Below are 26,388 nucleotides of genomic sequence, written 5' to 3' on the forward strand. Positions count from 1 at the left end.
CTTTCTTCACCAGGAGCACTCCATGATTACCCTTCCGGGCCAGTTGGCCATCAAGACCATCCACGGTAGGAACGGCGACTTCAATGTCGGTCGCCTGACGACCAGCATTGGCCAGTTCGTCATCAAGAATGCCGAACTGGACCAGTATGGCGAAGGCAAATATGACGGCGACTTCGTTATCGCCGAAATTCGTCCTTCCACCTACAACACCAGTGGGCGGATGGTCATCGAAATTCGCGCCCACCTGGGCGGGATGACCCTCTCGAACATCGATAGCCTGAGCACGGACGAAGCCCAGCGGCTGAGCCCGCAGGAGGTCGATCCCATTGATGAGGAGGCGCAGGCTCCAGCGGCCGCCACCAGGCCTCCGGCCAGAACCAGGAGCCGCACCACGCGCGATCCACTGGTCGATACCACACCCTTCGGTAGCGAACCAGAAACGACATCGCCCTCCAACGCCTCGGCCGAAGAGGACGCAGCACTGTTCGGCATGCTCTGGCCGTTGAGCGAAATCGTGAAACTCGACGCAACCGTCGACCGCCGCGTCCTGCGTCAGCAGCGCGACCGTCTCGGTGCGATGGGCTATCGGTTTGAACCTCTGTCCCAGGACTGGCACCTCGCCACCGCCTGACCGGCCTTGATCTATCACCCATCGGGGCGCTTCCCCGATGGGACGGCTTCCGATGATTTCAAACGAGGAGCTTCATCATGAGTCGACACTACTTCGACACGTCCCACAAGGGATTTCCCATCATCGTTGTGCTCGGATGGGACCGCCCGATGCAATATTTTTTCCTGACCATCGAAAAGCCTGCCGAGCTGATCGACGACGCCATGCAGGTCGAGGACGACCACTTCCTGTACAGCAATCTGCACGAGGCCGATCCTTTCGGCCATGATCTGGACTACTACCGTGAGGTCTTGCGGCATTTTCAGATCGTCGTGCCGGAGAGCCTGTTCAGAGAGGTTCAGTCCGACGCCGAAATGAATGTCGGCAACCGCCTGGCCAGGCATCAGGCAGACGGTTCATTCACCGAACTGGGGCTCTGAAAGGCCCACGCTTTTTATCCCTGATAGGGCATTCACAGCCCTGTGGACCGTGCTGTACGCGCGGACCACGATCACAGACGCGCAGTGCGTTCGGCATCCGCCGTCCCAGTCGTCTGAACTTCCCGTCCACCAGTCTTCGGACTGACCCTGCATCGCAGGTTTTCCACGCACGCGTGCGCGTCTGGCCTTGTGCCAGCCGTCGATTTCGCTTGCCCAATCCTCAAGGAGATAGACATGCAACTCGCATCTCGTTTCGCATCACGTTCCCCGATTCTGCGTGCAGATCATCCCCTGTCGGATGACCAGATCCGCGCAGTCGCTCCTTCCATCTTTGCGGATACACCGCACGAAAGCCGCTCCGAACGGTACAGCTATATCCCGACCTCCGCCGTTCTGGCGAAGCTACGCAATGAAGGGTTCGAGCCCTTCATGGTGTGCCAGACCCGCGTACGTCATGAAGACCGTCGCGAGTTCACGAAACACATGCTTCGCCTTCGCCATGCAAGCCAGATCAACGGAAAAGAGGCGAATGAGATCATCCTCCTCAATTCACATGATGGCACCAGCAGCTACCAGATGCTGGCCGGCATGTTCCGTTTCGTGTGCCAGAACGGTCTGGTGTGCGGCGATATCGTCGGTGACGTTCGTGTGCCCCACAAGGGGAATGTCACGGACCACGTAATCGAAGGCGCCTATGAAGTCCTGAGCGGCTTCGACCAGGTGCAGGATTCCCGCGAAGCCATGCGAGCCATCACGCTCGATGATGGCGAGGCGGAAGTCTTTGCGCGCTCGGCCCTGACGCTCAAGTATGACAGCGACACCAAGGTGCTGCCGATAACTGAAAGCCAGGTTCTGGCTACGCGCCGGTTCGATGACAACCGGCCGGATCTGTGGTCGGTGTTCAACCGGGTGCAGGAAAACCTCGTTAAAGGAGGTCTGTCCGGTCGAACTGCCAATGGCCGCCATCAACGCACGCGCCCTGTGCAAGGCATCGATCAGAACGTCCGTCTCAATCGGGCGCTGTGGCTGCTGGCCGAAGGCCTGCGGCAACTCAAAAACTGATCTGACGCGGACTGCACCCGTTTCGGGTAACGCCTGCGGCTTTCAACTATCGCTCCTGACGGAGCATTCCTCACCCCCCAGGGGCTGTACCAGCCTCACGGGCTGGTGCTGTCCCTGGACTTCCAAAGGACACGACCATGCCCGATACAACATCCTCACAACCGCTTCTTTGCATTGATGAATGCCCCGACCTGATGGCCGACGGCTACATCGGCGACGAAAGCGGCAACCTGATCTTCCTGTCCGTCTGGGCACGAGATACGGCCATTCAACAGTTTCTGGCCCGGCTCACACTGGGTCGTGACGACGATGGCCTGGATCAGTTCCACCTCATCACCGACGAAGGCGGCTCCATTCCGGTTTTCATCGGAAACGTCGACAGGCTGGAGAAGCGCTCCACGCGCCTTTTCCGCCGCACCCTGTTCGGTTCGTTGGTCAACCTGTGGCTCTTTGACCAGCGCTGCGTCAAGCCCGACAAGGCCAACGCCAGCGCGCTGACGCTGTTGCCCAGGGACTCAGACCATCGGCTTGATCGTTTGTGGACGCTGGTACAGGACACGTGCCCGTTGCCGCTCCTCGATCACTGGCGCGACATCGTGCTGGACCTGCTGATGGAGCAATCCATGCTGGCGCGCCTTCCCATGGCTTACGGGCTACTGGAAGGGCACCGTCTTGCGCTGGATGTTCCTGTGCTGACAAAGGCACTCGGCGATCTGATCCGCAACGGCACCCTCAGCGCCACGGCGCATGAACTGGCTTCCGGCATGCCTCTACGGCACGTCGCCTGAAGCCTCGCAAGGGCATGTGCAAGCTGCATGCCCCTCATTTTCCCAACCAGAATCAGGAGATTCACATGGCTCTCATGTTCCCTCGGCTTGCCCGCAATTTTTCGAAAAACGGGTACTACCCAACCGACGAACCCACGCTGGAGCGGGCGCTCAACGCGCTGGCGCCGGCCGCCGGTCAAGTCACCATCATCGACCCCTGCGCAGGCGAAGGCGTTGCCATCGCTGAAGCCGCACATGCGCTCGGCCGTGATCTGGTGTCAGCTTATGCCGTCGAATTCGACGAAGAACGCGCCAGGCATGCCCGAGGTCTTGTCGACCATTGCCTGCACAGCGACCTGATGGACACGCTGATCAGCCGGCAAAGCTTTGGACTGATGTGGCTCAATCCTCCCTATGGGGATCTGTCCAGGGATGCCGATGGCAACATCGGCTACCAGGGACAGGGCCGCGCCAGGCTGGAGAAGCTGTTCTATCAGCGCGTCTTGCCGCTGCTGCAGTACGGTGGCGTGCTGGTCTTCATCATTCCGAGCTACACGCTGGATGCCGAGCTGGTGGGCTGGCTGACACGCCATTTCACCGGACTGCGCATCTACCGTGCGGTCGAACAGCAGTTCAGGCAGGTGGTGATCTTCGGCACCCGCTCACGCCAGCGCGATCTGGCGGGCGATGCCAAAGCCATCCGCAACCGGCTGCTGCAGATCGGCACAGGTGATATCGAAGCGGAAGAACTGCCGGTCGAATGGCCGTTCCTTCCGTATTCTGTCCCAGCCACACAGGCCGAGCCGGAGCAGTTCTACCGGGTCACCATGGAGCCGGAGCAATTCGCGGCCGAAGTTCATCGCCTTCAAGGGTTGTGGCCTTCCCTCGATACGCATCTCGGCGCTTCGCAGCAGTCGCTGCGGCCGCCGGCCCGTGCCTTGTCTCACTGGCATCTCGCCCTGGCACTCGCCGCCGGTGCGATTTCAGGTGTCGTCCATTCCAGAACCGGCAAGGTGATGGTCGTCAAAGGCGATACCCACAAAGAGAAGTCCGCCGCAGTCGAATACAGCGAACGCGACGATGGCTCGATCGCCGAAACGCGCATCCTCACCGACAAGTTCGTGCCGGTTATTCGCGCATGGGACATGACGCCCGGCTCTCCCACTCGGGGAGAAGTGCTGACCATCCGCTGATGCCTCATCCACCCCTGGAAACCAACGCCTGGACCAGGCGCTGGCTTCGCTTTTCGTCAACGCAACAGGAGCTACAACCATGTCCTTCAAACTGTTCCCACGCCAGCGCACCACGCCGGCTTCCATCCCTCTGTTCTCCAGCGGTGCCCTGACGCTCAGCGCCAGGGTGCAATGGCTGGACAGCAAGGGGCTGGTTGATCCCCATCGTTTCCTGCATCGCCACCTGCGTGGTGACTGGGGCGATCTGGATCACACCGAACGTCGCGCGAACGATGCCGCTCTTCAATCAGAAGGAGCTCTGACCTCGCGCTACCAGGTGACACCGCGTCTGTCCTTGTTGGTGATCACCAGCAAGGATCACAGCCAGACCGTGATCCAACTGCCCGAGGAGAACGAGCCGCACTGACGACTTGCATCTTCGGCCTTTTCCACCCAACGGGGTCATGCTGCCCCAACGGGGTGTCATGACCCTCCTCAATATGCAGGAGAAACACCATGACCTCCGACGCGAAACCTCGTGATCACCGCCGTTTGCTGTTCCCGATCGGCGCATTGATTTTCAGCGAAGGCGTAGACCGCCTGATGCGGGAAGGCAGGCTCGACCCGATGCCTTACTTCCAGCGCCACATACGCGGCGACTGGGGCGATGTGACGGACGACAAGTGGCAGGAAAACAATGCCGCATTGAAATCCAACGCGCGTCTCGACTCGCTTTATGCGGTCACCCGCGAACTGAACATTCGCATCTTCACCGAGGCAGATCGCAGCGCGACGCATGTCCTGCTGCCAGCCGAATTCTGACGCGCGAAAGCGTCGTTCCTCCACCGCGACAGCCCAGTAATTTCTGTCGTCCGCATCATCCACCCACCGGGGCCAATCACCCCGACCGGGTGCCATGGCCCTTCATTTCATTTGGAGTCACCACCATGGCACATGAAGCGCTTTTCCTCAGCGTTGTTCCGCAACCGCGATTCCTGACCGGGCAACTGGTCATGACCTCCGGCGTCGATGAACTGGTCCAACAGGGCCTGCTCAATCCCGGCCGATATCTCGCGCGCCATCTCAGCGCCGATTGGGGCGATCTCTCCGATAGCGACTGGCAGTCCAATGACACCGCCTTGCGCACCGGAGAGGATCGCCTGTTTTCGTCCTACCAGGTCGAGCCTGACCTGAAACTCTGGATCATCACCGAATGGGATCGCAGCGTCACCACGCTGCTGCTTCCCAGCGAATACTGATCTTCATCTGGCGGCTCCCGCCGCTTCATATCTTCCCACCCCGGGGCATGTCCATCGCCCCGCAGGCGAAGGTGCATGCCCCGCTTTCTTTGGAGCATCACCATGTCCCTCGATCTTGAAACCATGCCCGATTCCGCCACACAGGGCGACCTGCTCGAAACGGAATCCTCGCCGCTGACCATCAGTCTCAACGACTTCGTTTCCGAATTCGGCGACGAGCTGTTGGACAGCCTCAACCGCGCCAACCCTCCGGTCTACACCGGGCAAGCGCGCCCACACCGGCAACAGGTTCTGTCGCGTCTCAAGCGGCTACCGTTCCCGGCGCAGGCCGAAGTCATCCACGCTGTCAGTGAGTTGCTGATTGACCGCGGCGAGCGCGCCGCGATCATCAATGCGGAAATGGGAACGGGCAAGACGCTGATGGCAATTGCCGTCGCGGCCGTGCTCAATGCCGAAGGCTACCGCCGCACGCTGGTCCTGTCCCCGCCGCACCTTGTCTACAAGTGGCGCCGGGAAATCCTCGAAACCATACCCGGCGCAAAGGTGTGGGTCCTGAACGGCCCCGACACGCTGGTCAAGCTGCTGAAGCTGCGCGAGCAACTCGGCGTACCGGCCACTGGCCAGGAGTTCTTCGTACTCGGCAGGGTCAGGATGCGCATGGGCTTCCACTGGAAACCCGTGTTCACCCGTCGCCGTACTCCCGGTGGATTCGTCGGAGCATGCCCGCATTGCGGTCACGTCATCACCGATCTCGATGGCGAGCCCATCAACACGGTCGAGCTCGAAGCCGAAGAGTCGCGGCGCAAGTGCAGCCAGTGCGCATCTGCGCTATGGACCCTGATACGTCCTCGTTCGCTTTCGGCAACCGACCAGTCCTCGGCGGTGATCAAGGCGCTCAAGCGTATTCCCACCATCGGCGAAGCCACGGCCCAGCGGCTGATGAAAAAGTTCGGCGAGTCGTTCCTGATATCTCTTCTGGGCGACAACCTTTTCGAGTTCATCAACCTGATGGACGAGAACGGCGATCTTGTCTTCAGCGACCGGCAGGCTCAGCGCATGGAACGTGCAATGGCCTCCATGGAATTTGGCTTTGGTGAAGGCGGCTATCAAGCCAGTGAATTCATCAAACGCTATCTTCCACAGGGCTTTTTCGATCTCCTCGTGTGTGACGAAGGCCATGAGTACAAAGGGTCGGGTTCAGCACAGGGACAGGCGATGGGCGTGCTTGCCTCTAAGGCTCGCAGAACCCTGTTGCTGACCGGAACGCTAATGGGCGGCTACGCGGACGATTTGTTCGCGCTGCTGTTCCGGACGCTGACCGGGCGGATGATCGAAGACGGCTACCGGCCCTCCAGGACCGGCAGCATGACGTCGGCCGCGATGGCCTTCATGCGCGAACACGGCGTGTTGAAGGACATCTATTCCGAGAGCACCGGAACCGCGCACAAGACGGCCAGGGGCACCAAGATCACGGTGCGCACCGTCAAAGCGCCAGGCTTCGGGCCGAAAGGTATCCTGCGCTGCGTGCTGCCGTTCACCGTGTTCCTGAAACTCAGGGACATTGGCGGCAACGTGCTTCCTCCCTACGAAGAGGAGTTTCGTGAGGTTGCGATGGAGGCCGATCAGGCCAGCGCCTATCGTGATCTGGCCGGGCGTCTCACCGCGGCTCTCAAGGAAGCCCTGCGCAAGCGGGATACGACGCTTCTTGGTGTGGTCCTCAACGTGCTTCTGGCCTGGCCGGACACGTGCTTCCGTCCCGAGACGGTGACGCATCCCCGCACGCGGGAACTGCTGGCGTTCACACCGTCGCAGTTCAACGAGCTGGAAATCACGCCGAAAGAGCGTGAGCTGATCGACATCTGCAAGGCAGAGAAAGCCGAAGGCCGTAAGGTCCTGGCCTATACCGTCTACACCGGGACGCGGGACACCACGTCGAGGTTGAAGGTTCTGCTGGAGCAGGAAGGTCTGAAGGTCGCGGTGCTGCGCGCAAGCGTGGACACCTCACGGCGGGAAGACTGGATCGCCGAGCAGCTCGACCGGGGCATCGATGTGCTGCTGACCAACCCCGAATTGGTCAAGACGGGCCTGGATCTTCTGGAGTTCCCAACGATCGTGTTCATGCAGTCCGGATGGAACGTATATACGCTTCAGCAGGCTGCGCGACGGTCTTGGCGGATCGGCCAGAAGCTCGCCGTGAAGGTCATCTATCTCGGCTACGCAGCCACGTCGCAGATGACGTGCCTGTCGCTGATGGCGAAGAAGATCCTCGTATCGCAGAGCACATCTGGAGATGTGCCGGAGTCCGGGTTGGACGCACTCAACACGGACGGCGATTCGGTAGAAGTGGCGATGGCAAGGCAACTTGTCGCCGCCTGATCACCATGCAGCACTTCAACGGCCCTTCGGGGCCGTTTTTTTATCGGCAGTAGAGGACGTCAACCATCTGATGAAACCTTGGTCTTGATCGCTTTGATCCAATGCTGCGTAGTAGAGCAGTCGAAGATGACGATCCTCGTCAATCGTAAGCTTCGTGTATTCGAACGCGACATGGCCGTAGCCTGTAAGAGATAAACGCTGCCAACTCATATTCAGATCATGAATGGTCTGTTCCTGCCACCAAGCTTTGAAATCGGGAGAGACCTTTTCCAGGTCCTTGATCAAGGCGCAGATATCAGGCTCTTGCGTCGCCCGGACAAAATCTCGCCGGAACTCAGATAGCAGGTGGAGGGCTTGATCCTCCCAAGGGCTGAACAACGCCTGAGTTGCAGGATCAGCGAATAGCATCCAGAGCAGGTTCCGGCGTTCCGGGGCATGCTTTGAAAAGTGGAACACTCGGTCTGCGGCTTGGTTCCAAGCCAGCACATCCCATCGAAGATTGATCACGTAGGCAGGGCGTAGCGCCAGGTCACCCATCAGGCGGTGGACGACTTGCGGTACGACACACCATGTTTTTCCCGGTTCTGCGGGAGGACGCTGCTGGCTTAGCAGATAGAGATACCGGCGCTCAGCGGCGTCCAGCTTCAGGACCCGTGACAAGTTGTCCAGAAATGTCGCCGATACGCTGATATCACGCCCTTGCTCCAGCCACGTGTACCAAGTCAATCCGACACCGGCCAATGCAGCAACTTCCTCGCGTCGGAGGCCGGGCGTACGGCGGCGTCCACCGGACGGAAGACCAACATCAACAGGGTGCAAGCGCTCGCGCCGACTACGCAGAAAGTCCGCCAACTCCTTTCGCGTGCGCTCCATCGTTCTAGCAGTGCTCATCCCGTCACCTTTAGTAACAGCATAAATGGTTAGATTGTAATAGCCAAATTAATTGCACACAATAGGTGCGACTTGCCCCAAAGGCGTGCAAGAGCCTTCAGGCAACCATTGAAAAAGGATGAGTGGAATGTAACCAAAGCTAAGAGGAAATGACGATGTACCAAACTCTGCTGAGTAAGAAGCTAAGTGATTTGAAAGCATCCGGGCAGTATCGGACCTTTGTGACACTAAACAGAATTTGCGGCCAATATCCGTTAGCCCAACTTGAAGGCGGCGATGAAAGGCCTGTCATTGTCTGGTGCAGCAACGATTATCTCGGTATGTCGCAGCATCTTGTCGTGCGTCAGGCAATGCACGACGCCATTGATCGTTACGGTGCCGGCTCTGGTGGATCTCGCAACATCGGTGGCAGCCATGGAATCTTTAGCCAGTTGGAGCGCAGCCTTGCCGATTGGCACTCCAAGGAAGCTGCTCTCGTATTTCCGACCGGCTTCAGCTCCAATGACGCGACGCTGCAATGTCTGCTGAGAGAAATTCCGGATTGCGTGGTGATCAGTGACGAAAAGAACCATGCGTCCATCATCAACGGTATTCGCGCGACTTCCACAGAACGGCAGGTTTTCCGACACAATGATTTGGATCACCTGGAAGAATCGCTGGCGCGGTATCCGCTCGAACGCCCCAAAATCGTAGTTTTCGAGTCCGTGTACTCGATGGACGGCGACATCTCCCCCATGGCCGAGATCGTAGATATCGCCAAGCAATACAACGCCTTAACCTATCTGGATGAGGTTCATGCCGTCGGCATGTATGGTCCTCGCGGCGCCGGTTTGGCGGCCCAGTTGGGGATTGCCGATAAGGTTGACATTATCCAGGGAACGATGGCGAAGGCTATTGGCGTCATCGGCGGCTATATCACAGGGGCGCAGTGGCTAATCGATGCCGTCCGCTCATTCTCAACAGGGTTCATCTTCACAACCTCCTTGCCGCCTGTTGTGGCAGCCGGCTGCCTGGCAAGCATTGAGCATCTGAAAACTCAGTCGCAGGAACGTGAGCTGCTGCACACGAAAACCCAGCAATTGAGGCAAGCGCTCGACTCGCTGGATATTCCGGTCATGTCGTGTTCTTCAACACATGTACTACCGGTGCTTGTTGGGGACGCCATCAAATGCAAAGAAGCCGCAGAACGGCTCCTCTCCGTTCATGGGGTTTATCTCCAACCTATCAACTTCCCGTCAGTTGCTGCAGGCACTGAGCGCTTCCGGGTCAATGTCACGCCCAATCATACCGATGAACAAGTCACGCATCTTGCTGAGGCATTGCGTGAAGTTTTTGAACATTTCGACATCCCTCTGAAAACGCCTCCGGCCTTTGCCTCTGCCAGGGAGGCGTCCTGAATGCCAATTACGCAATTGAAAATACGCGGCGCTGCACAAGCCGATATCGACGTACTCATATCGTTACGTGCGTACCTTCTGGATGGCAACGAAGGGACGGGGTACGCAAGCCGCAATGCCGATGAAAGTCGTCGCTGGAAAGCTGCCTACAAGGTCTGGTTGTCGCAAGTTCTTGAAGCTGATGATCGCACGCACATTATCGTCGCCGATAACGATGGCGAGGTGGTGGGATGTGCCACAGGCATCATCGATCGCCGAGCTCCAGCACCAGATTGCATCAGTGGTTGGTGCGGCTGGGTGCAGTCCATGGTGGTTTCGCCATCGTGGCGGCGCATGGGCATCGCCGAAAGCCTGATGCATGAGTTGCTGCAATGGTTCTCCCTGTTGGGAGTCACGAAAGTGGTGCTGGAAAGCACCCAGGTTGCTGAAGCGATGTATCAGAAGCTCGGATTTTCGCCCAATTCAGAACGCTTGCTCAGTTTTTCTGGAGGTCGGCCATGAAGGTGCTGATCATCGGGTTGGGCTACGCAGGAAGACGATACCAGCGTGCTTTCTCTCATCTGGCCGGCATGAACAAGGTGGATTTGACGCTAGCTTATGTTGGCCGGAGGTCACGTACGGATCTTAAGCCGTACTACACCCAGGTCGCAACGGCCCTGGCCGAGTTCCGGCCAGACATTGTTGTGGTCAGCGTCAACGATCACAGCCATGTGGCAGTCCTTCGGGAATTGGCTAGTTTCGAAGGCTTCATTATTTGTGAAAAACCGCTCGCGGTGCCCGGCGATGACTGGTCTGTAGTCTGTGCTGGACTTTCTCGCGTCAAGGGATTCGCTCTGGATTTGGTCGAACGCTATTCGGAAACAACCAAGCGGCTGAAAGGAATCGCATCTCAGCGTCAATGGTCGTTGGTCCGGTCCAGCTTCTATTGGGGCAAAGATCGCCTGAACGACTATAGACCAACGTGTGGCGTGACCAGCGAAATCATCCACGCCCTCGACCTCGTGGAATGGATATGCGCCTCTCAAGGATCGTTGCAACTGCAGCAGGCGATAGGAATCGGCTCGGACTTTTCCATTTCCGGAAATTCCGTGCCGGATACGGTTCTCCTCACGGCCACCTTGGGGGACGCCCCGGTTGCTGGGTATAGCAGCTTCGTCAATATACAGCGTCAAAGGACAGTGGACTTTACGTTTGCAGATCCTGACGGTCGCATTTTTCACGCCCGCATCGTGTTCGACACACCGAATTGGGATCACGACCACCTGCGCATCTGGAGTCGTGATGTCAGCGGTCTAGAGGTGCTGGAGGACGAGCATTGGGCCACGCCGCAGCAAGCCGGCCTGGAGACTGTCTACAAACTGTCCTTGCTGTGTGACGACGCTCTACGAGCAACGATAGGCGATCCACCACAGCAACCTTTCGCAGACCTGGAAGTGTCAATGCACTTGCAGCGCTTGCTCGATGCCATCGGTCAGCAGATCACCGTGCTGCCAATCGCTCGCTACGTTCGAGGTCCCGAACGCATCCTCATCCCGGAAAACGCAGACCTCGAAAGCCTGGGCTAGGCCCTGCAACCATTTTAGGAGTGACATTTATGTGTGGAATGACTGGCTGGCTTTCTTTCAGTCGTGATCTTACGGTTCAGCAGGAAACATTACAGCGTATGACCGATACCTTGGCGTTGCGTGGTCCGGACGCCCAAGGAGTGTGGATCGAAGGTCCTATCGGGCTGGGACATCGGCGTCTGTCAATCATCGATCTGGAGGGAGGACGCCAGCCCATGGCGGCTGATCACCACGGACAGCGCGCAGCCTCTATCATCAGCTATACGGGCGAGGTCTACAACTTTCAGGAACTGAAGCACGATCTGCAGGGCCGCGGCCATCGCTTCGAGACGCGTAGCGATACCGAAGTTGTTTTGCGCGCCTACCTGGAGTCGGGGCCTTCGTTTGTCGATCGTCTCAACGGGATGTACGCTTTCGCCATCTGGAATCGCCTCACGCAAGAACTGCTGCTGGTTCGAGATCGGATGGGCGTCAAGCCGCTTTACTATTACCAGACCGATGATGGTGTCGTATTTGGCTCAGAACCCAAAGCACTTCTGGCCAATCCCCTCGTACCGCGCAGGGTAGCCGCGGATGGACTGAGGGAAATCCTGGAAATGGTCAAAACCCCAGGGCATGCCATTTTCTCAGGTATGCATGAAGTCCTGCCGGGGGAAATGATCAGAGTCAACCGCAACGGCCTGATGCGCCATCAATACTGGAAGCTGGAAGCCCGTGAGCATAGCGATACGCTTGAGAAAACCATCCAGCACACTCGCGATCTGCTCGAAGACATTGTTGATCGTCAGATTGTCTCGGATGTCCCGCTGTGCAGCCTGCTGTCTGGAGGACTGGACTCTTCGATCATCACTGCTCTGGCTTCCAAGAAGCTGTTAGCCGCGGGCAAGGAGAACATTCAATCATTCTCCGTAGATTTCCTGGATCACGGAGGCGGTTTTACTGGGGATTCGGTTCGAGGCACCCCCGACGCGCCGTTCGTTCGCGACCTGGTGGAACGCATCCGTTCGTCTCACGGCGAGATTGTCATCGACAGTAGGGAGATGGCCGACTCGGAATTGCGCGCCACGGTGGTCAGGGCACTCGATTTGCCCCCAGCTTTCTGGGGTGACATGTGGCCCTCGTTATACCGCCTGTTCCAGGAGGTCCGCAAACACTCGACAGTAGCTTTGTCTGGCGAATCTGCCGACGAGGTGTTTGGCGGCTATCGATGGTTCCATGATCCCGACGCTATCGCTGCTCAAACGTACCCTTGGTTAACCTCTGTCACGGGAAAATATTTCGACGGAAAGACACTGTTCTCACAGGATCTGTTGAAGGGACTGGAGATGGATAGCTTCCTGCGCGACAGCTATAGCCAGGCAGTGGCCGAAGCACCGGTTCTACCCGGTGAGGACGAGATAAACCGCCGCATGCGGCAAATGAGCTACGTGAATCTGACGCGCTTTGTGCAAACCTTGCTTGACCGCAAGGATCGCATGAGCATGGCCGTCGGTCTAGAAGTGCGGGTGCCATTCTGCGATCACCGCCTTGTCGAATACGCCTTCAACATTCCTTGGGAAATGAAAGCCTTCGATGGCAGGGAAAAGAGCATCCTGCGTGCTGCCACTCGGGATTTGCTGCCAGACAGCATCGCCGAGCGCGTCAAGAGCCCGTATCCCTCCACGCAAGACCCTGCATATGAACAAGGACTGCGAACCTCGCTGACTACGATCATGGCTAATCCGGCTTCTCCGGTATTGCCATTGCTCGACCGTGATCGTGTTACCCAAACCCTGGCGAAACCTCTTGGCAACCTATCTCCCATGTATGACCGCATGGGCATGGAATTGGCAATCGGCCTGAATACCTGGCTGGCGGAATACGATGTGTCGCTTTCTTTTTAAACCGCAACTGTGGGGCGACACATGTGTCGCCCCAATTCTATTAGTTGGAAACCTATGATGTCGAACTACAAAAAAAGTTCACCAGTCTATCTCATATCCTTGGGGGCATTTGCCCTGGGGATGGCCTCCTACGTTACCGCTGGGCTCCTGCCAATGATCGAAACGGCCTTTTCTGTGCCCGTAGCGATTGCGGCGCAATTGGTCACCGCCTTCACGCTGGCCTATGGGCTGGGCTCACCTATCTTTGTCGCGTTGTTACCTGCGCATCAGCAGCGAGCAGGCTTGCTGTTCGCCCTCGGACTATTTGTTCTGGCCAATGCAGCCAGTGCGCTATCCACTGATTTCACGGTTCTGATGGTTTTCCGCGCCATCGCTGGTATTGGAGCAGGTGTCTATCTCGCGATGGGCATTGCCGCCTCTGCGGCGCTTTCCCCCCCTGATCAGCGTGGGAAATCAATCGCCGTAATTATGGGGGGTATGGCTAGCGGAACAGTGCTGGGCGTTCCTTTGAGCCTGCTCCTGGCAGAACAACTCGGCTGGGAATCCGCGCTATGGCTGGTCACGCTGTTGGGGGCCATCGCTTTCGTAGGGCTGATTGCCCGCCTTCCTTCATTGCCAACGGTACAGGCAATCCCACTCAAGGCCAAGATCGCATTGCTCACAGATAGCCATGTGGTGGTCATCCTTTTGGTTTCTCTGCTCGCGGCGATTTCCAGCTTGGGAATGTATACCTTCCTAGCTCCGCTGATAGCTGCCGCTGAACCAAACTCATCTCCCTCAGTTACGCCGTATCTTTGGGTATGGGGTGTTGGTGGGGTGCTGGGCAGCTTCCTGATCGGTCCGCTGGTGGATCGTGTCAAGGGACCGACGCTAACATTGTGGATTATGGCCATTCTGGCGGTGGCGCTGCTTTTACTGCCGGCCTCGTTGTCAACCGGCCCTTGGCTGGTGATGCTTCCGATCGCTATCTGGGGGGCTGTAGGCTGGGCACTGCAGGTCCCTCAAAACAATGAACTGATCAAAGCTCGTGAACAACAGGGAGACGGCAATCTCGCTGTGGCCTTGAACGAATCCGCCCTCTATCTGGGAAGCGCGCTCGGAGCTGCAATGGGAGGGGTTTTACTTCTCCAGCAGTGGCCTGCATGGATGTTAGCGATCAGTGCAGCGGCTGTCGCTATTATTGGTGCAATACTCCAACTACTTAATTTACGCAGGAAGCGATAACACGCATCACTACGGCCCTTCGGGGCCGTTTTTTTGCCAGATCGTGTTCATCTTGATTTTGGAAATGATTTGAACCAAAATCAAGAACAAGTCCCGTCAAGTGGACGTGTCACAACAACCTACAAGGAGTTCATTTCTTATGCGCCGAAGAAAACGAGGCCAGGCACGGACATGGTTGATAATGTGGTTGCTTGCTCTTACTGGAACTGCTGCACAAGCAAGCGACACCTACACTCCGTTCGACTTCCCCGAACTATCGAAGACCGCGAACGAACCGGTTGTGCTCGGCCCGGCGGGCGAGACCTTCGACTTCATCCGCACCGGCAAGCAGACTTGCGGCAAGTACCTCTTTGCCAAACTGGTCGTGCCGGCGCATGTCGGGCCGCCGCCGCATGTTCATCACTGGACGGACGAATGGTTCTATGCGCCCAACGGTGGTTTCATACTTTACATGGGACAGAACCGCTATCCCGACCTGCAACGGGCACCGGGAGAAGGTGCGCCGAAGGACACGTTGCACATCGTGAAGATGCGGCCGAAGGAGCTCTTTTATGGCGAGCGCTACATCGTACATGGCTTCAGCAACGTCACCGATGAGCCTCAGGAACTGTACTTGGTGTGGACGCCCGACACGCCGGATGTCTCCATCCTTCCCTATTTCCTGAAAGCCGGCACCATCCGCGATCCGCACAAACCAGATCAGAGGCCGGACTTCATGTCCAGTATCCGGCTAGTCTCCATGGCCCCGAATTACGGCATCAATCAAAGTGCCAGCTTCTGGCAATACGTCGAGAAGGTCGTCGAAATCGACCATGGCCACCACATGCCGGATAACCGCGAGAAGTTGCTCGAACTGCTCGCCAGCAAGAATGATTGCCGGGCTGATGGGGGGCAGCCAAATGAAGCGCGTGGCCGTCATCGGTTGTGGCCTGGGCGGCGCGGCCACGACTCTGATGCTACAGAGGACGGGGTTCCAGGTGACCGCCTACGAGCAGGCGCCGGCCTTCACGAGGTTGGGTGCAGGCATTCACCTCACGCCCAATGTCGTCAAGGCGCTGGCATGGCCCGATATCGTATCGCCCCTCGTTGCGATGGCCTGCAAGCCAGCGGCCTTCGTCAGCCGGGACGCTTTCACGGGGGATGTGATCGCCGAACTGCCACTCGGGCACGCGGTCACCGAGCGATTCGGCGCCCCGTATCTGACCGTCCACCGAGGCGACTTCCACGCCCTGATGGTTGACGCCCTGCAGCCCGGAAGCGTGCAGTTCGACAAACGCCTCCGATCGGTCCGCGAGGACGGCGACGGCATACGGCTTGGATTTGAAGACGACAGCGAGGTGGTCGCGGATATCGTGATCGGCGCCGACGGCCTTTCTTCAGTGGTGAGAAGCACGGTTTGTGAGAACGCTCCGCCGCACTTCTCCGGGCAGGTCGCATTCCGCGCCCTGGTCGATGTGGTCCAGCTCGGCGAGCACCGCGCCCACCTGAACGACCTCACGAAATGGTGGAGCGATGACCGGTTCATCATTGCCTACTACATGAACGCACACCGCGATCAATACTACTTCGTCGCGGGATATCCGGAGGAATCGTGGCCTGTCGGCGTGCAGTCTCTTCCGGCGTCGCGCGAGGAAATGATGGAGCGCTTCGCCGACTTTCATCCCACCGCCCGTCACGTACTTGCCGCCTCGGGAGAAGTCCGGAAATGGCCGCTGTACGAACGGCCGGCCGAAGCCGCGTGGAGCAAGGGGCGTGTTGTCCTGCTTGGAGATGCCTGCCATCCGATGCGCCCTCATATGGCCCAGGGCGCCGCGATGGCGATCGAGGACGGCGCTGTGCTCGTGAGGTGCCTGATGGTCGCAGGCTTGGAGAATTGGCCTCTCGCTTACGAGCTGTACCAGCAGGCCCGGCATGAGCGGGTAGAACGGGTTCAGGGTATCTCCAGCGAAAACAGCTGGATGCGAACCACCCCTGATCCGACTTGGCTGTTTGCGTCGGATGCCTGGAACGTCCCTTTGCTGGGGCAGCGCGCCCATTGAATTCACTAAACAGGATGGAATTATGTTGGAAACCGATGTTGTGATCATCGGCAGCGGCCCTGCGGGATCGTCGGCTGCCTTGATGCTCAGTTCCTATGGAATAAAGAATGTTGTCATCACGAAATACAGGTGGTTGGCGGATTCACCGCGCGCCCATTATGTCAGCCAGCGGACGATGGAGATCGTCCGGGACCTCGGCATAGAGAGCGAGGTCATCGCCAAGGCTTCCCCGAAAGAAGTCATGGGAGACGTGGTGTTCTGCACGTCCTTGACAGGCGATGAGATCGGCCGATTGCCCTATGGTATGAACGGCCCTCGGCGCGCAACCGAGTATCTGGAGGCAAGCCCCAGCGAACAGTGCGATTTGCCGCAACATCTCTTCGAGCCGATCTTGCTTTCCAATGCGGCTGCCCGCGGCTCCCATGCGCGGTTCGACACCGAGTATCTGTCACATAGGCAGGACCCGGAAGGCGTGACCGTCGAGGTGCGGGATCGCCTGACCGGAACGACTTACGAGATCCGTTGCAAATATCTCATCGGTGCAGACGGCGCCGGCAGCAAAGTCGTTCGCGATCTGAATTTGCCAATGGCCGGGCAAATGGGAAAAAGCGGGAGCATGAGCATCATCTTCGATGCCGATCTCAGCAAGTACATCGCCCACAGGCCCGGCTATCTTTGGTGGATCGTTCAGCCAGGCGCCAACATCGGCGGCATAGGCCTGGGGCTACTGCGAATGGTCAGGCCCTGGAACGAATGGCAAATCGTGTGGGGTTACGATATTGACCAACCCGCTCCGGAACTGACGATCGACGAAGCCATTGCCGTCTGCCGCCAGCTGATTGGCGACCCTGACATCGAGATCAGCATACGCAGCAAATCCTTGTGGACCGTCAATGAAATGTACGCCACGCAGTACGCGAAAGGCCGCGTATTCTGCATGGGCGACGCTGTGCATCGGCACCCGCCGTCCAACGGACTGGGGTCGAATACGTCGATCCAGGACGCCTACAACTTGTGCTGGAAGCTTGCGTTCGTGTTGCGGGGACAAGCAGCGCCGGCGCTGCTGGACACCTACAATCAGGAGCGTGCCCCGGTAGGCGAACGGATCGTGAAACGGGCCAATCAGAGCGTTCGCGACTTTGGCCCGGTATTCGAGGCGCTTGGCCTGGATGGGCGGTACAATGCGAAAGACATGCAGACCCGCATCGATTCGTTGAAGGATACCGATCAGGCGGGGGCCGACAGGCGCGCCAGGCTGCGGGACGCCATCGAATTCAAATCCTATGAATTCGCCGCACTGGGCGTTGAAACAAATGTTCGCTATCAGTCGACGGCAATCGCACCGACACAACCGCTGCAGCCATCATCAGACCGGGACGAAGATCTACACTATTTCCCCTCCTGCGTGCCGGGCCACAAGCTGCCGCACGGCTGGATGGTCCGTAAGGGCAACAAGCTCTCCACGCTGGATCTGATAGGAGGCGGGCGCTTCACACTGTTGTGCTGGCTCCAGGGTCAGCCATGGGCCGATGCCGCCAGAAAGCTCTCCGAAGACGCCAATGTAGTGCTCGAGGTCATCCAGATCGGAACCGGCCAGGATGTGCAAGATGCTTACGGGGATCTGGCGCGCGTCTGGAACCGTGGAGAACAGGCCTGCTTGCTGGTTCGGCCGGACGGCTATGTCGCATGGGAGGGGCTGGATATGACCGCCGCGTACGATGCCCTGCGACAGGGGGTGATGGCTGTTCTCGGCCGCACCTGACACACGCCTTGATGAGGCGCGAGGCTGGTATACTTGATTTGGATTGATTCATATCCTAATATGAAATGATGAGTACATCAGCCGCAGCGCCGCATCATATTTCCCGGGAACGGGGTCGCCCACGGGAATTCGATATCCACACCGCCCTGGATCGTGCCATCCTTTACTTTCGGGAACACGGTTACAACGGCGTGTCCATCGCGGACCTCTCGCAGGCACTGAAACTGTCGGCAGGGAGCATCTACAAGGCCTTTCACAGCAAGCATGGCCTGTTTACCGCTGCGCTGGACAGATATATGGCCCTGCGCGGCCAACAGATTGCAGAGATCACGGCAAGCGCCGAATCGGGACGCGAAAAACTACGCCGGCTTCTGGTGTTCTACGCAGAGTCGTCGCATGCGGCCGAAGGAAGGTATGGCTGTCTGGTCGTTGTCGGTGCCGTCGAACTTTCCAGTACGGACGAGGCGATTGCCGCCAAAGTCGCTTCTGCTCTGAGTGCGAATGAACGACGCCTCAAGGCTATCATCGAGCAGGGACAGCAAGATGGCTCGATTTCCAGGACCGCGGAACCTGGTACAACGGCCAAACTGATGTTGGCCCTGCTTCAAGGAATGCGTGTCCTCGGTAAGGTTGGGCAAAACCGCAAGGCCATGATGGCCGTTGTGGATACCGCGATGAAACTTCTCGATTGACCAGCCTTCTCAAGGCTACCTGAACCACCGCCGCACGTGTGCGGCTTTAATTTGAACATATAGGAAACGAATCAATCCAAAATGGCGAGATCAACAACAACCGGCGCGACAAGCAGCCCCCACAATCCATCCATATCCCGCTGGCTGACCCTGCTGCTTGCGTGTGCGTGCGGCCTGATTGCGGCCAACATTTACTACGCTCAGCCCCTGATTGGGCCGATCAGCGCCCAGCTCAACCTGTCAGAGCAGGCCTCCGGTCTGATCGTCACGCTGACACAGCTTGGTTACGGGCTGGGTCTGCTGCTGGTCGTTCCCCTTGGCGACCTGTTCGAGAACCGCCGGTTGGCCATTTCCATTCTGGCGGTCGGCGCCATCGGACTTTTGATCTCAGGCTTCGCAGGCTCGGTGGAACCGTTTCTTGCGGCGTCGTTTCTGGTCGGCCTGGGCTCCGTCACCGTTCAGATTCTGGTGCCCTATGCCGCCCACCTGGCTCCCGACGCCACCCGCGGCCGGGTCGTCGGCAATGTCATGAGCGGCTTGATGCTGGGGATCATGCTGGCCCGGCCGGTGGCCAGCATGATTACGTATTTCACGAGCTGGCGAGTGGTGTTCTTCCTCTCCTTCATCGGCATGGTATTGCTGGCTGGCGTCTTGCGGTTCGCGTTGCCGACGAGGCCGGTGGTGGCACGGTTGAGATACCACCAGATGCTGGCGTCCATGGCGCATCTGGTGAGGACCACGCCAGCGCTACGCCGAAGGGCGCTTTACCACGCCAGCATGTTCGGGGCTTTCAGCCTGTTCTGGACAACGACACCACTCCTGCTGGCCGGTCCACAATTCGGGTTAAGCCAGAAAGGCATCGCATTGTTTGCCCTTGCCGGCGTCGCCGGAGCGATCGCGGCACCTATCGCTGGAAGAATTGCCGATCGGGGTTGGATCAGGTCCGCTACGGCGGCAGCGATGCTACTGGGCATCGGCGCGTTCGCCATCACCTACATCGGCGACATCGGAACGTCCCTGTCCCTGGCGATGTTCGTCATCGCGGGCGTTGTTCTGGACTTCGCAGTATCCGCCAATCTGGTCCTCGGCCAGCGCGTGATCTTCTCATTGGCGCCGGAAATCCGCGGTCGCCTGAATGGCTTGTACATGACGACGTTCTTCTGCGGTGGCGCCATAGGGTCGGCCCTCGGAGGATGGCTGTTTGCGCACTATGGATGGCACGGCGTCTCAATGGCCGGAATTGCGTTCGTTCTCACCGCCGCCGTGTACTTCATGACCGATCGCAGGCGCTGATACACAGAGAATGTTCGCATGACAAAAGATAAAAATGGAGGCACCGCTTTACTGATCCCCGGCCTCTTTGTGCTGCTCTGGTCCACAGGGTTCATTGTTGGAAGGCTGATCGTAGAGTCAGCCTCTCCAAACATATTCCGGGCTATCAGATTCTTTCTTTCATTTCTGCTTTTCGCGGTTATCGCGATGGTACTCAGGAGGAAGTTTCCCCCTGTTGACGAGTGGCACAAACATGCGCTGGCGGGCGTGTTCATCAACGGCATCTACCTTGGTGGAAGCTATTGGGCCATATCACAGGGGTTTCCTGCGGCGCTCATGGCGCTGCTAGGGGCCTTGCAGCCAGCATTCACCATGGTGATCGGCGTCGCGTTCATGCGCGAAAATGTCAGGCCCATCCAGGCTGCGGGCATCCTTGTCGGTCTGGCTGGTGTTGCGATGGTGCTTTTTCCAACCATCGGCCTGCAAGGAACACAAAGCTACACCTTCGTGGTTCCGCTCATCGCACTGGTCTCCGTGTTGTCCATAACGTGGGGAACCATCATGCAGAAAATGTCTATCGCGAAATCTGAGCTATTGCCGTCCCTGGCGATTCAGAACGCATCGGCCACGGTCACTGCCATTGCGCTGGCATTGCTGCTTGGCGAGTCGCACTATGCCGCCGCTACCGTGGCCGACTTTCGCACCGCCGCTCTCACAGGAAGCGATAACACGCATTACTACGGCCCTGCGGGGCCGTTTTTTTAGAGAAGACATCCTAAGTCAGGATAGCAGAGATGAAAACCGGTGCCAGCAGCGTGAGCAGGAAGCCGCTGACCAGCGCCAACGGCACCGCATCGGGCGAACATGCTTGCTTGATGATCGGCAGTGTGGAATCCAGCGCAGTCGCACCCGCGCTTCCAATACTGACCTGGGGTTGATGCCGACCCAAGGTGTAGAGCACCACGATGGCGAGCAGTTCGCGAAGCAGATCTGTCATGAGCGCCATCGTTCCGTATGTCTGTCCGAGTGCGTCCCCGATCATGACACTGGAGAGCGTAAACCAACCGAAGCCGCTGGAGAGAGCCAGGGAAACTTTCATGCTCTCACCCGTCATCCAAGCGGCTATGGCACCACCGAGCATGGAGCCGATTACCACGGACACGGGCACGATCAATATCGATCGAGAGAACCAGCGAGCATCCAGTTTGATCTGGGTCAGATCAATGCCGACCAGCAAAATCAGGATCGATAGCAGCATGCTGCTGGAGGGCAATGCCAAGCCCCCTCCGGCCATGCGCTCCTGAAAGAGGTAAAGCACGCCACCGAGAGCAACCATCGACAGCGCGATGAGGCATTCCTTGAGCGGTGGCCAGACCAGACTCAGCCGGAATGGCTGGCGCGCGTTGGCTGGAAACTGCCGCTGCCTAGTTCGAAACATAACTATGAGCAAGCACGGAACTGCCGTGGTGCAGACTGAAAAAATGACCGCGGCCTTCATCACAGCGCCTATCGAGTTTGCCGATGAAATCACCTCGCCAAACTCAAACCCGATCAGGAACAGAAGCGCCCAAACCAAAGGGGACAGCAACCGTAGAACAGGCTTGCGGAGCCGATCTGGAAGCATCCTTCCAATCCCGTATCCTGCAAGCAATGCAGCCACGATCGGCAGCAAAGAAGCAAGTATCTTCATATTTTTTGCACCATTGGGGAAAAATCGATCAGAATCATGCACCTTTCGGCATCTTCCGCATGGGCTTCCGATTTGATTATTGGCGTTACATAGTGAGAGACCCGAGGGTCATGAACGGCGAAGCTGTCCATGAAATTGCCAAGCTCGAACTCCGCTAGGATTTCACTGTCCGGAACTTCGCCCAGCGCCATATTTCTCACGCCTGTAGAACCGATATAGTTCACACCGCCATCTGTGCTTTTCGATCGCCGCACCAGATGGGCAAAAGTGAACGGCTCCCCATCCTGATGAAAACAGTCAGGCGAGCTAATTCCACGGTCCGAAATCGAAGAGGATATTATCCTGACAAAATGAACTCCGAAGTAGATGGGAGACTGCAATCCTTTTTCGGGCCAAAAGGTGTCTTTGAAATCTCTCATCACCAAAGACTTTGAGCTTGCCCGCAAAAAATGGATCCCTTGCTGAGTGTGTAAAACTCACGCAAGGAGGGAGGAAAGATGGGTAATCCGAGAGCTCGATATACGCAGGAATTCATGCTGGAAGCCGTGCGCATGGTCCGCGGCGGCCAGAGCATGGCGGCGGTGGCGAAGATACTGGGCATCAGCCCGAAGACGCTGCACAACTGGGTGAAGGCCGATGCCGCTGGGAAGCTGAACGGCGCAGGCAAACAGGTTTCTCCAGAACAGATGGAGATTGCCCGGCTGCGCGCGGAGTTGGCACGCGTGAAGATGGAGCGCGACATATTGGGAAAAGCCACGGCGTACTTTGCGAAGGTGTCGGCATGAAGTACGCCTGGATCGAGCTTCACAGCCGACAATGGCCGGTGTCCCTGAGCTGCCAGGTGCTGGGTGTCAGCCCCAGCGGTTACCACGCGCGCAAGGTGCGGGATGTCGATACTGACCGACCGCGCCGACGCATCAGCAACGACGCTCTGCTGGTGCACATCAAGGCCGTGCACGCTGAATCCAAAGGCGAGTACGGCTGGCCGCGCGTGTGGAAGCAACTGCTGGTCCAGGGCATTCGCGTCAGCAAGGATCGTGTCCAGCGGCTCATGAAGCTGCACGGCATCAAGGCGAAGACCAAACGCCGGTTCAAGGTCACGACCGACAGCAAACACAGCCTGCCGGTCGCACCGGACCTGCTGCAACGAGACTTCTCTCCCGCGCGTCCCGACCAGGTCTGGACTACGGACATCACGTACATCTGGACGGACGAGGGTTGGCTGTTTCTGACCGTCATTCTCGACCTGTTCAGCCGTCAGGTGGTGGGCTGGTCGATGCAGCCGCACATGCGCACGGAGCTGGTGTCTGATGCGCTGCGTATGGCGTGGTTTCGCCGCCGTCCGCAAGCGGGCCTGATCCTCCACAGTGACCGTGGCAGCCAGTATTGCAGTCATGACTTCCAGGACCTGCTCAAGGGCTACGGCATGCGCAGTTCGATGAGCCGTCGAGGCAATTGCTGGGACAACGCACCGACCGAGAGCCTGTGGGGATCGCTCAAGCGTGCACGCATCCTCGGCCAGCGCTTTGCAACGCGTCGCGAAGCGATGGACGAGGTAATCGACTGGTTGAGCTTCTACAATCATTCGCGCTTGCACTCGACGTTGGGCTACGTCAGCCCGATGCAATTCGAGCGGGACTGGTACGCCGCCCAGAACCAACGGGTGGCATAATCTCGCTCAGTTAAGGGATCCGAAATTCGCGGGCAACGTCACTTCAGCAGATCGGTGGCCTTCACCTCGGCGCTCAAGGCGTGAAAGTATCGGATATTTTCATGCTCAGGATTATTGCTGCCCTGGTCATATCCAGACATCCCATGTCCACGCGAATCTATTGTCACGGGCATCCACTCCACGACAGCATCACTACGCCATGGAACGATCACTCCGTTGCCATATCTCCGGAATCTCTTGACCCCACTCGGGGCGTAGAAATCCGATTCCAGTCCGTCAAATTCTTTATGAATCTGCGCAATATCTTGCGCGGAGAAGGCTTCTCTCACCGAGAAGGTGGAGTATCCTTTCTGCAGAAGATCATTCTTGACCATCGTCCCCTCCTATTTTTTGTTTTGATTTGCTGTTTACTCCGCATCGAAGCGGAACAGGTTTTTTTCACCAGGTGAGGAGCATGCCTGCGATTTCCCATAGCAACCGCATCGAAAACGCGATGAGCAGCAGTCCCATGAACCGCTCGAACCAATGACCTATGCGCAGGAAACGCTCGCGGATGCGAGGGCTGGTGAACACCAGGCTGACCAGCACAAACCAGGCTGCATTGACGAAGCACATCCAGCCCCCATAGAGCATCTGAATGCGTAGCGGCGTCGAAGCGCTCACCACCGTCGTGAACACCGCCAGGAAAAACAGCGTCGCCTTGGGGTTTGTCGCATTGGTCAGAAATCCCAACGTGAACGACTGCCGAAAGCTCCGTTCTGTCCCGTCACCAGAGTCCAACGTCAACTCAGCTGTCTGCTTACCTGCTTGTCGGATGAACATGACGCCGAGGTAGAGCAGGTAAGCTCCGCCGACTAATTCTGCCACCCTCAGCAGCCAGGGCGTGGCATGCATCAACGCGCCGACCCCCAGCAGGGTGTAGATCACATGCACAGATATACCCGCACCGATGCCGATGGCGGTGCCGATGCCGGCAGAGCGTCCGAAACGGACGCTCTGCCTGATCGTGACAGCGAAATCCGGCCCCGGCGCCACGACCGCGAGAAAATGAATGGCAGCAAGGGCGAGAAACTCCCGCAAGTAATCGGGCTCCATGTCAGCTCCAGAAGGACAGCGGCATGGCCGGGCCACGGTAGCCGACGAAGCACGACAGGCTGAGTCGGATATTGTCCGATCCCGCCGTCACAGCGTGCATGCGACGAGAGTTGAACAGGATCAAATCGCCGGCATTTGGACGCACCTCCAGCGTCGCTTCTCCCAGCAACGCTGGATCAATACCGTAACTGTCGCCACGCATCTCATCGAAGGCTTCCGCCGACAGTTGCTGATCCCATATCTGCAGAGCGCCGCCCTCGCTGGGCATAGACAGATAGATGTTGGCCGCCATCTGCGCCTGCAGGCTGCGGGCCTGGAAGCTATCTGGTGCATCCTTGGCAAAGATGTCGTGATGCGCGAGGAAGGTCACTCCGGGTTTGACGACACGCGACAGCCCGACGTACATCTTGCGACCATACAGCGTTTCGAGTTGGGCGCCCGCTGGCCACACTTCGTCCAGTACGCACCTAAGCAGGTCGACTGGAGAAACATAAGGTGTGCAGCGTTTTCTCAATTCATCGATATTGTCGAAAACACTCTCGAAGTAATCAGCCATGAGGGGTGGCTGGTTCTCTGCCTCGTAGAAGGCCATCCCGATCCGCCCGATGCTGGGTGCATTCAGGTACTTCTGAAAGCCATGTCCCATAATCTGCCCGGAAAGCTTGGCGGCAATATCCTCATCAACGAAATTGCGCACGCAGACGGCCAGAACATCTCCACCGACAAGTCTCTCGATCGCGCCGTATTCCAGGCGCTCCAGTTCGATCACCATATTTCCCCCGATTGTTTTCATGCCCCGCTGCGGGCCCGAGGCCGGCAAGGCTTATTGGCACCGGAAGCCTCTCCCGCTCCGGGGGAGACTGTTACTGCTTCATTGAATTTCGTATTGAACGGTCAGTTGCCCTTTCTTCAAATGGGCCGATAGAATCTGGAGACCGCTCAGATCCGCCGTGGCTCCAACGTGCGTCCCGCCACAGGCATAGGGCGACAGATGACCGAATCTGACTTGTCGAAACTGGTTTTCATCCACCAGGGCTCTGCACGGTAGATTGCTCGCAATCAGGTCATCACACCGGCTTTGCACGGCGGCCACATCGACAACCTGCGCGCCATCGTCAGGCTTGAAGACCACACGTGACTCCCCAGGCCAGTGGTGTGCCTTGACGGGCCTCCATGCAAGCGGCTCCAGCGCGTGGCCTATCAAATGACCCGCGGAGTGCAGCCTGGAATGCCGCTGGCGTCGCTCCGCATCCACCTTGGCGGTGGTTACACCAAGTGCAACCGCCTGACGGATGTAGTGGAGGATTTCCCCGTTGGACGCTTCCACCTGGAACACCTCCACATTCCCGATCCAGCCCACATCGGCAGGCTGACCGCCGCCTTGCGGATGAAACGGTGTGGCATTCAAGCGCACGCCATATCCGCCGCTAGCCAATTGCTCGCAATTCAAGACCTCGACTTCGGATTCCGTAGCGTTGCTTTCCCAATAGAGTCTTCGCGTCATTTTGTGATGTTCGTTT

Annotated in this window: 28 protein-coding genes; 20 read left to right on the forward strand and 8 right to left on the reverse strand. The window is 58.1% G+C overall.

Features of this window, described 5'->3' with window-relative positions:
• The first annotated feature begins 22 nt into the window (after positions 1-22).
• From BPET_RS06650 to BPET_RS06690, 9 genes are all read left to right on the forward strand, one after another.
• Entirely contained in the window at positions 23-631 is a 609-nt protein-coding gene (locus BPET_RS06650) for a DUF3275 family protein (RefSeq protein WP_012248301.1), read from the forward strand.
• 77 nt (positions 632-708) lie between these two features.
• A complete protein-coding gene (locus BPET_RS06655) occupies positions 709-1,050 on the forward strand; it encodes a hypothetical protein (protein ID WP_012248302.1) in 342 nt (113 codons plus the stop codon).
• 234 nt (positions 1,051-1,284) lie between these two features.
• Entirely contained in the window at positions 1,285-2,112 is an 828-nt protein-coding gene (locus BPET_RS06660; RefSeq protein WP_012248303.1) for a DUF932 domain-containing protein, read from the forward strand.
• Between the two features lie 137 nt (positions 2,113-2,249).
• Positions 2,250-2,900, forward strand: a complete 651-nt coding sequence (locus tag BPET_RS06665) for a hypothetical protein (protein WP_012248304.1) — start codon at positions 2,250-2,252, stop codon at positions 2,898-2,900.
• A gap of 14 nt (positions 2,901-2,914) precedes the next feature.
• Positions 2,915-4,072: a DUF6094 domain-containing protein gene (locus BPET_RS06670; protein WP_284070600.1), complete on the forward strand. Its 1,158-nt coding sequence runs from the start codon at positions 2,915-2,917 to the stop codon at positions 4,070-4,072.
• Between the two features lie 79 nt (positions 4,073-4,151).
• A complete protein-coding gene (locus BPET_RS06675; RefSeq protein WP_012248306.1) occupies positions 4,152-4,478 on the forward strand; it encodes a hypothetical protein in 327 nt (108 codons plus the stop codon).
• 89 nt (positions 4,479-4,567) lie between these two features.
• Positions 4,568-4,873, forward strand: coding sequence for a hypothetical protein (locus tag BPET_RS06680; protein WP_012248307.1), 306 nt, complete (start codon positions 4,568-4,570; stop codon positions 4,871-4,873).
• A gap of 125 nt (positions 4,874-4,998) precedes the next feature.
• The gene (locus BPET_RS06685) at positions 4,999-5,310 is read left to right on the forward strand and encodes a hypothetical protein (protein ID WP_012248308.1); all 312 of its coding nucleotides are present in this window, start codon (positions 4,999-5,001) and stop codon (positions 5,308-5,310) included.
• A gap of 102 nt (positions 5,311-5,412) precedes the next feature.
• Positions 5,413-7,686 carry a DEAD/DEAH box helicase family protein gene (locus tag BPET_RS06690; protein WP_012248309.1) on the forward strand — a complete coding sequence of 758 codons (2,274 nt, stop codon included), beginning with the start codon at positions 5,413-5,415 and terminating at the stop codon, positions 7,684-7,686.
• Between the two features lie 15 nt (positions 7,687-7,701).
• Here BPET_RS06690 and BPET_RS06695 read toward each other — a convergent pair whose 3' ends face one another.
• Complete coding sequence (locus BPET_RS06695; RefSeq protein ID WP_012248310.1) at positions 7,702-8,577, reverse strand: helix-turn-helix transcriptional regulator; 876 nt, start codon at positions 8,575-8,577, stop codon at positions 7,702-7,704.
• A gap of 155 nt (positions 8,578-8,732) precedes the next feature.
• Between BPET_RS06695 and hemA the strand changes: the two genes are divergently transcribed.
• Genes hemA through BPET_RS06720 form a run of 5 tightly spaced genes read left to right on the forward strand, consistent with a single transcriptional unit; the run spans position 8,733 to position 14,646 of the window.
• Positions 8,733-9,974, forward strand: a complete 1,242-nt coding sequence (gene hemA / locus BPET_RS06700) for a 5-aminolevulinate synthase (protein ID WP_012248311.1) — start codon at positions 8,733-8,735, stop codon at positions 9,972-9,974.
• Entirely contained in the window at positions 9,975-10,475 is a 501-nt protein-coding gene (locus BPET_RS06705) for a GNAT family N-acetyltransferase (RefSeq protein WP_012248312.1), read from the forward strand.
• Positions 10,472-11,539, forward strand: coding sequence for a Gfo/Idh/MocA family oxidoreductase (locus BPET_RS06710; RefSeq protein ID WP_012248313.1), 1,068 nt, complete (start codon positions 10,472-10,474; stop codon positions 11,537-11,539). The genes BPET_RS06705 and BPET_RS06710 overlap by 4 nt, the downstream gene beginning before the upstream one ends.
• 38 nt (positions 11,540-11,577) lie before the next feature.
• Positions 11,578-13,422 carry an asparagine synthase (glutamine-hydrolyzing) gene (gene asnB, locus BPET_RS06715; protein WP_231852695.1) on the forward strand — a complete coding sequence of 615 codons (1,845 nt, stop codon included), beginning with the start codon at positions 11,578-11,580 and terminating at the stop codon, positions 13,420-13,422.
• A 54-nt stretch (positions 13,423-13,476) separates the two neighbouring features.
• Positions 13,477-14,646 (forward strand): MFS transporter, encoded by a 1,170-nt coding sequence (locus BPET_RS06720; RefSeq protein ID WP_041862760.1) that lies wholly within the window; start codon positions 13,477-13,479, stop codon positions 14,644-14,646.
• A 730-nt stretch (positions 14,647-15,376) separates the two neighbouring features.
• Here BPET_RS06720 and BPET_RS27155 read toward each other — a convergent pair.
• On the reverse strand, positions 15,377-15,565 hold the full coding sequence (locus tag BPET_RS27155; protein ID WP_059391517.1) for a hypothetical protein: 189 nt from the start codon (positions 15,563-15,565) through the stop codon (positions 15,377-15,379).
• Positions 15,566-15,599: 34 nt separating this feature from the next.
• On the opposite strand from BPET_RS27155, the gene BPET_RS06730 reads away from it, so the two are divergent.
• From BPET_RS06730 to BPET_RS06750, 5 genes are all read left to right on the forward strand, one after another.
• Positions 15,600-16,685, forward strand: coding sequence for an FAD-dependent monooxygenase (locus BPET_RS06730; protein ID WP_231852696.1), 1,086 nt, complete (start codon positions 15,600-15,602; stop codon positions 16,683-16,685).
• Positions 16,686-16,707: 22 nt separating this feature from the next.
• On the forward strand, positions 16,708-18,447 hold the full coding sequence (locus BPET_RS06735; RefSeq protein ID WP_012248317.1) for an FAD-dependent oxidoreductase: 1,740 nt from the start codon (positions 16,708-16,710) through the stop codon (positions 18,445-18,447).
• Positions 18,448-18,512: 65 nt separating this feature from the next.
• Positions 18,513-19,139 carry a TetR/AcrR family transcriptional regulator gene (locus BPET_RS06740; RefSeq protein ID WP_012248318.1) on the forward strand — a complete coding sequence of 209 codons (627 nt, stop codon included), beginning with the start codon at positions 18,513-18,515 and terminating at the stop codon, positions 19,137-19,139.
• Positions 19,140-19,220: 81 nt separating this feature from the next.
• Complete coding sequence (locus tag BPET_RS06745; protein ID WP_012248319.1) at positions 19,221-20,432, forward strand: MFS transporter; 1,212 nt, start codon at positions 19,221-19,223, stop codon at positions 20,430-20,432.
• 18 nt (positions 20,433-20,450) lie between these two features.
• Positions 20,451-21,176 (forward strand): DMT family transporter, encoded by a 726-nt coding sequence (locus BPET_RS06750; protein ID WP_012248320.1) that lies wholly within the window; start codon positions 20,451-20,453, stop codon positions 21,174-21,176.
• A 10-nt stretch (positions 21,177-21,186) separates the two neighbouring features.
• On the opposite strand, the gene BPET_RS06755 is transcribed toward BPET_RS06750, so the two are convergent.
• Both BPET_RS06755 and BPET_RS25830 read right to left on the reverse strand, forming a co-directional pair.
• Positions 21,187-22,101: a lysine exporter LysO family protein gene (locus tag BPET_RS06755; RefSeq protein WP_041862764.1), complete on the reverse strand. Its 915-nt coding sequence runs from the start codon at positions 22,099-22,101 to the stop codon at positions 21,187-21,189.
• Positions 22,098-22,520, reverse strand: coding sequence for a 2OG-Fe dioxygenase family protein (locus tag BPET_RS25830; RefSeq protein WP_012248322.1), 423 nt, complete (start codon positions 22,518-22,520; stop codon positions 22,098-22,100). Before BPET_RS25830 ends, BPET_RS06755 begins: the two co-directional genes overlap by 4 nt.
• Before the next feature lie 78 nt (positions 22,521-22,598).
• Between BPET_RS25830 and BPET_RS06770 the strand changes: the two genes are divergently transcribed.
• Positions 22,599-23,773, forward strand: a protein-coding gene (locus tag BPET_RS06770) for an IS3 family transposase (protein ID WP_085970191.1) whose coding sequence is annotated in 2 segments (ribosomal slippage) — positions 22,599-22,848 and positions 22,848-23,773 — 1,176 coding nt in all. Because the reading frame shifts where the segments join, the coding sequence is not laid out codon by codon here.
• Positions 23,774-23,811: 38 nt separating this feature from the next.
• On the opposite strand, the gene BPET_RS06775 is transcribed toward BPET_RS06770, so the two are convergent.
• From BPET_RS06775 to BPET_RS06790, 4 genes are all read right to left on the reverse strand, one after another.
• Positions 23,812-24,147, reverse strand: coding sequence for a hypothetical protein (locus tag BPET_RS06775; RefSeq protein ID WP_012248323.1), 336 nt, complete (start codon positions 24,145-24,147; stop codon positions 23,812-23,814).
• A 64-nt stretch (positions 24,148-24,211) separates the two neighbouring features.
• Entirely contained in the window at positions 24,212-24,868 is a 657-nt protein-coding gene (locus tag BPET_RS06780) for a LysE family translocator (RefSeq protein WP_012248324.1), read from the reverse strand.
• A 1-nt stretch (position 24,869) separates the two neighbouring features.
• A complete protein-coding gene (locus BPET_RS06785) occupies positions 24,870-25,661 on the reverse strand; it encodes a 2OG-Fe(II) oxygenase (RefSeq protein WP_231852665.1) in 792 nt (263 codons plus the stop codon).
• A 78-nt stretch (positions 25,662-25,739) separates the two neighbouring features.
• Positions 25,740-26,372 carry an alanyl-tRNA editing protein gene (locus BPET_RS06790; protein WP_012248326.1) on the reverse strand — a complete coding sequence of 211 codons (633 nt, stop codon included), beginning with the start codon at positions 26,370-26,372 and terminating at the stop codon, positions 25,740-25,742.
• Positions 26,373-26,388: the final 16 nt, after the last annotated feature.

This window comes from Bordetella petrii, from assembly GCF_000067205.1.
Classification (GTDB): Bacteria; Pseudomonadota; Gammaproteobacteria; order Burkholderiales; family Burkholderiaceae_B; genus Bordetella_A; species Bordetella_A petrii.

What these genes read in the sequence shown, in the direction of transcription:
- BPET_RS06650 (WP_012248301.1), top strand. Translation starts at nt 23, where the DNA reads ATGATTACCCTTCCGGGCCAGTTGGCCATCAAGACCATCCACGGTAGG.
- BPET_RS06655 (WP_012248302.1), top strand. Translation starts at nt 709, where the DNA reads ATGAGTCGACACTACTTCGACACGTCCCACAAGGGATTTCCCATCATC.
- BPET_RS06660 (WP_012248303.1), top strand. Translation starts at nt 1,285, where the DNA reads ATGCAACTCGCATCTCGTTTCGCATCACGTTCCCCGATTCTGCGTGCA.
- BPET_RS06665 (WP_012248304.1), top strand. Translation starts at nt 2,250, where the DNA reads ATGCCCGATACAACATCCTCACAACCGCTTCTTTGCATTGATGAATGC.
- BPET_RS06670 (WP_284070600.1), top strand. Translation starts at nt 2,915, where the DNA reads ATGTGCAAGCTGCATGCCCCTCATTTTCCCAACCAGAATCAGGAGATT.
- BPET_RS06675 (WP_012248306.1), top strand. Translation starts at nt 4,152, where the DNA reads ATGTCCTTCAAACTGTTCCCACGCCAGCGCACCACGCCGGCTTCCATC.
- BPET_RS06680 (WP_012248307.1), top strand. Translation starts at nt 4,568, where the DNA reads ATGACCTCCGACGCGAAACCTCGTGATCACCGCCGTTTGCTGTTCCCG.
- BPET_RS06685 (WP_012248308.1), top strand. Translation starts at nt 4,999, where the DNA reads ATGGCACATGAAGCGCTTTTCCTCAGCGTTGTTCCGCAACCGCGATTC.
- BPET_RS06690 (WP_012248309.1), top strand. Translation starts at nt 5,413, where the DNA reads ATGTCCCTCGATCTTGAAACCATGCCCGATTCCGCCACACAGGGCGAC.
- BPET_RS06695 (WP_012248310.1), bottom strand. Translation starts at nt 8,577, where the DNA reads ATGAGCACTGCTAGAACGATGGAGCGCACGCGAAAGGAGTTGGCGGAC.
- hemA (WP_012248311.1), top strand. Translation starts at nt 8,733, where the DNA reads ATGTACCAAACTCTGCTGAGTAAGAAGCTAAGTGATTTGAAAGCATCC.
- BPET_RS06705 (WP_012248312.1), top strand. Translation starts at nt 9,975, where the DNA reads ATGCCAATTACGCAATTGAAAATACGCGGCGCTGCACAAGCCGATATC.
- BPET_RS06710 (WP_012248313.1), top strand. Translation starts at nt 10,472, where the DNA reads ATGAAGGTGCTGATCATCGGGTTGGGCTACGCAGGAAGACGATACCAG.
- asnB (WP_231852695.1), top strand. Translation starts at nt 11,578, where the DNA reads ATGACTGGCTGGCTTTCTTTCAGTCGTGATCTTACGGTTCAGCAGGAA.
- BPET_RS06720 (WP_041862760.1), top strand. Translation starts at nt 13,477, where the DNA reads ATGATGTCGAACTACAAAAAAAGTTCACCAGTCTATCTCATATCCTTG.
- BPET_RS27155 (WP_059391517.1), bottom strand. Translation starts at nt 15,565, where the DNA reads ATGACGGCCACGCGCTTCATTTGGCTGCCCCCCATCAGCCCGGCAATC.
- BPET_RS06730 (WP_231852696.1), top strand. Translation starts at nt 15,600, where the DNA reads ATGCTACAGAGGACGGGGTTCCAGGTGACCGCCTACGAGCAGGCGCCG.
- BPET_RS06735 (WP_012248317.1), top strand. Translation starts at nt 16,708, where the DNA reads ATGTTGGAAACCGATGTTGTGATCATCGGCAGCGGCCCTGCGGGATCG.
- BPET_RS06740 (WP_012248318.1), top strand. Translation starts at nt 18,513, where the DNA reads ATGATGAGTACATCAGCCGCAGCGCCGCATCATATTTCCCGGGAACGG.
- BPET_RS06745 (WP_012248319.1), top strand. Translation starts at nt 19,221, where the DNA reads ATGGCGAGATCAACAACAACCGGCGCGACAAGCAGCCCCCACAATCCA.
- BPET_RS06750 (WP_012248320.1), top strand. Translation starts at nt 20,451, where the DNA reads ATGACAAAAGATAAAAATGGAGGCACCGCTTTACTGATCCCCGGCCTC.
- BPET_RS06755 (WP_041862764.1), bottom strand. Translation starts at nt 22,101, where the DNA reads ATGAAGATACTTGCTTCTTTGCTGCCGATCGTGGCTGCATTGCTTGCA.
- BPET_RS25830 (WP_012248322.1), bottom strand. Translation starts at nt 22,520, where the DNA reads ATGAGAGATTTCAAAGACACCTTTTGGCCCGAAAAAGGATTGCAGTCT.
- BPET_RS06775 (WP_012248323.1), bottom strand. Translation starts at nt 24,147, where the DNA reads ATGGTCAAGAATGATCTTCTGCAGAAAGGATACTCCACCTTCTCGGTG.
- BPET_RS06780 (WP_012248324.1), bottom strand. Translation starts at nt 24,868, where the DNA reads ATGGAGCCCGATTACTTGCGGGAGTTTCTCGCCCTTGCTGCCATTCAT.
- BPET_RS06785 (WP_231852665.1), bottom strand. Translation starts at nt 25,661, where the DNA reads ATGAAAACAATCGGGGGAAATATGGTGATCGAACTGGAGCGCCTGGAA.
- BPET_RS06790 (WP_012248326.1), bottom strand. Translation starts at nt 26,372, where the DNA reads ATGACGCGAAGACTCTATTGGGAAAGCAACGCTACGGAATCCGAAGTC.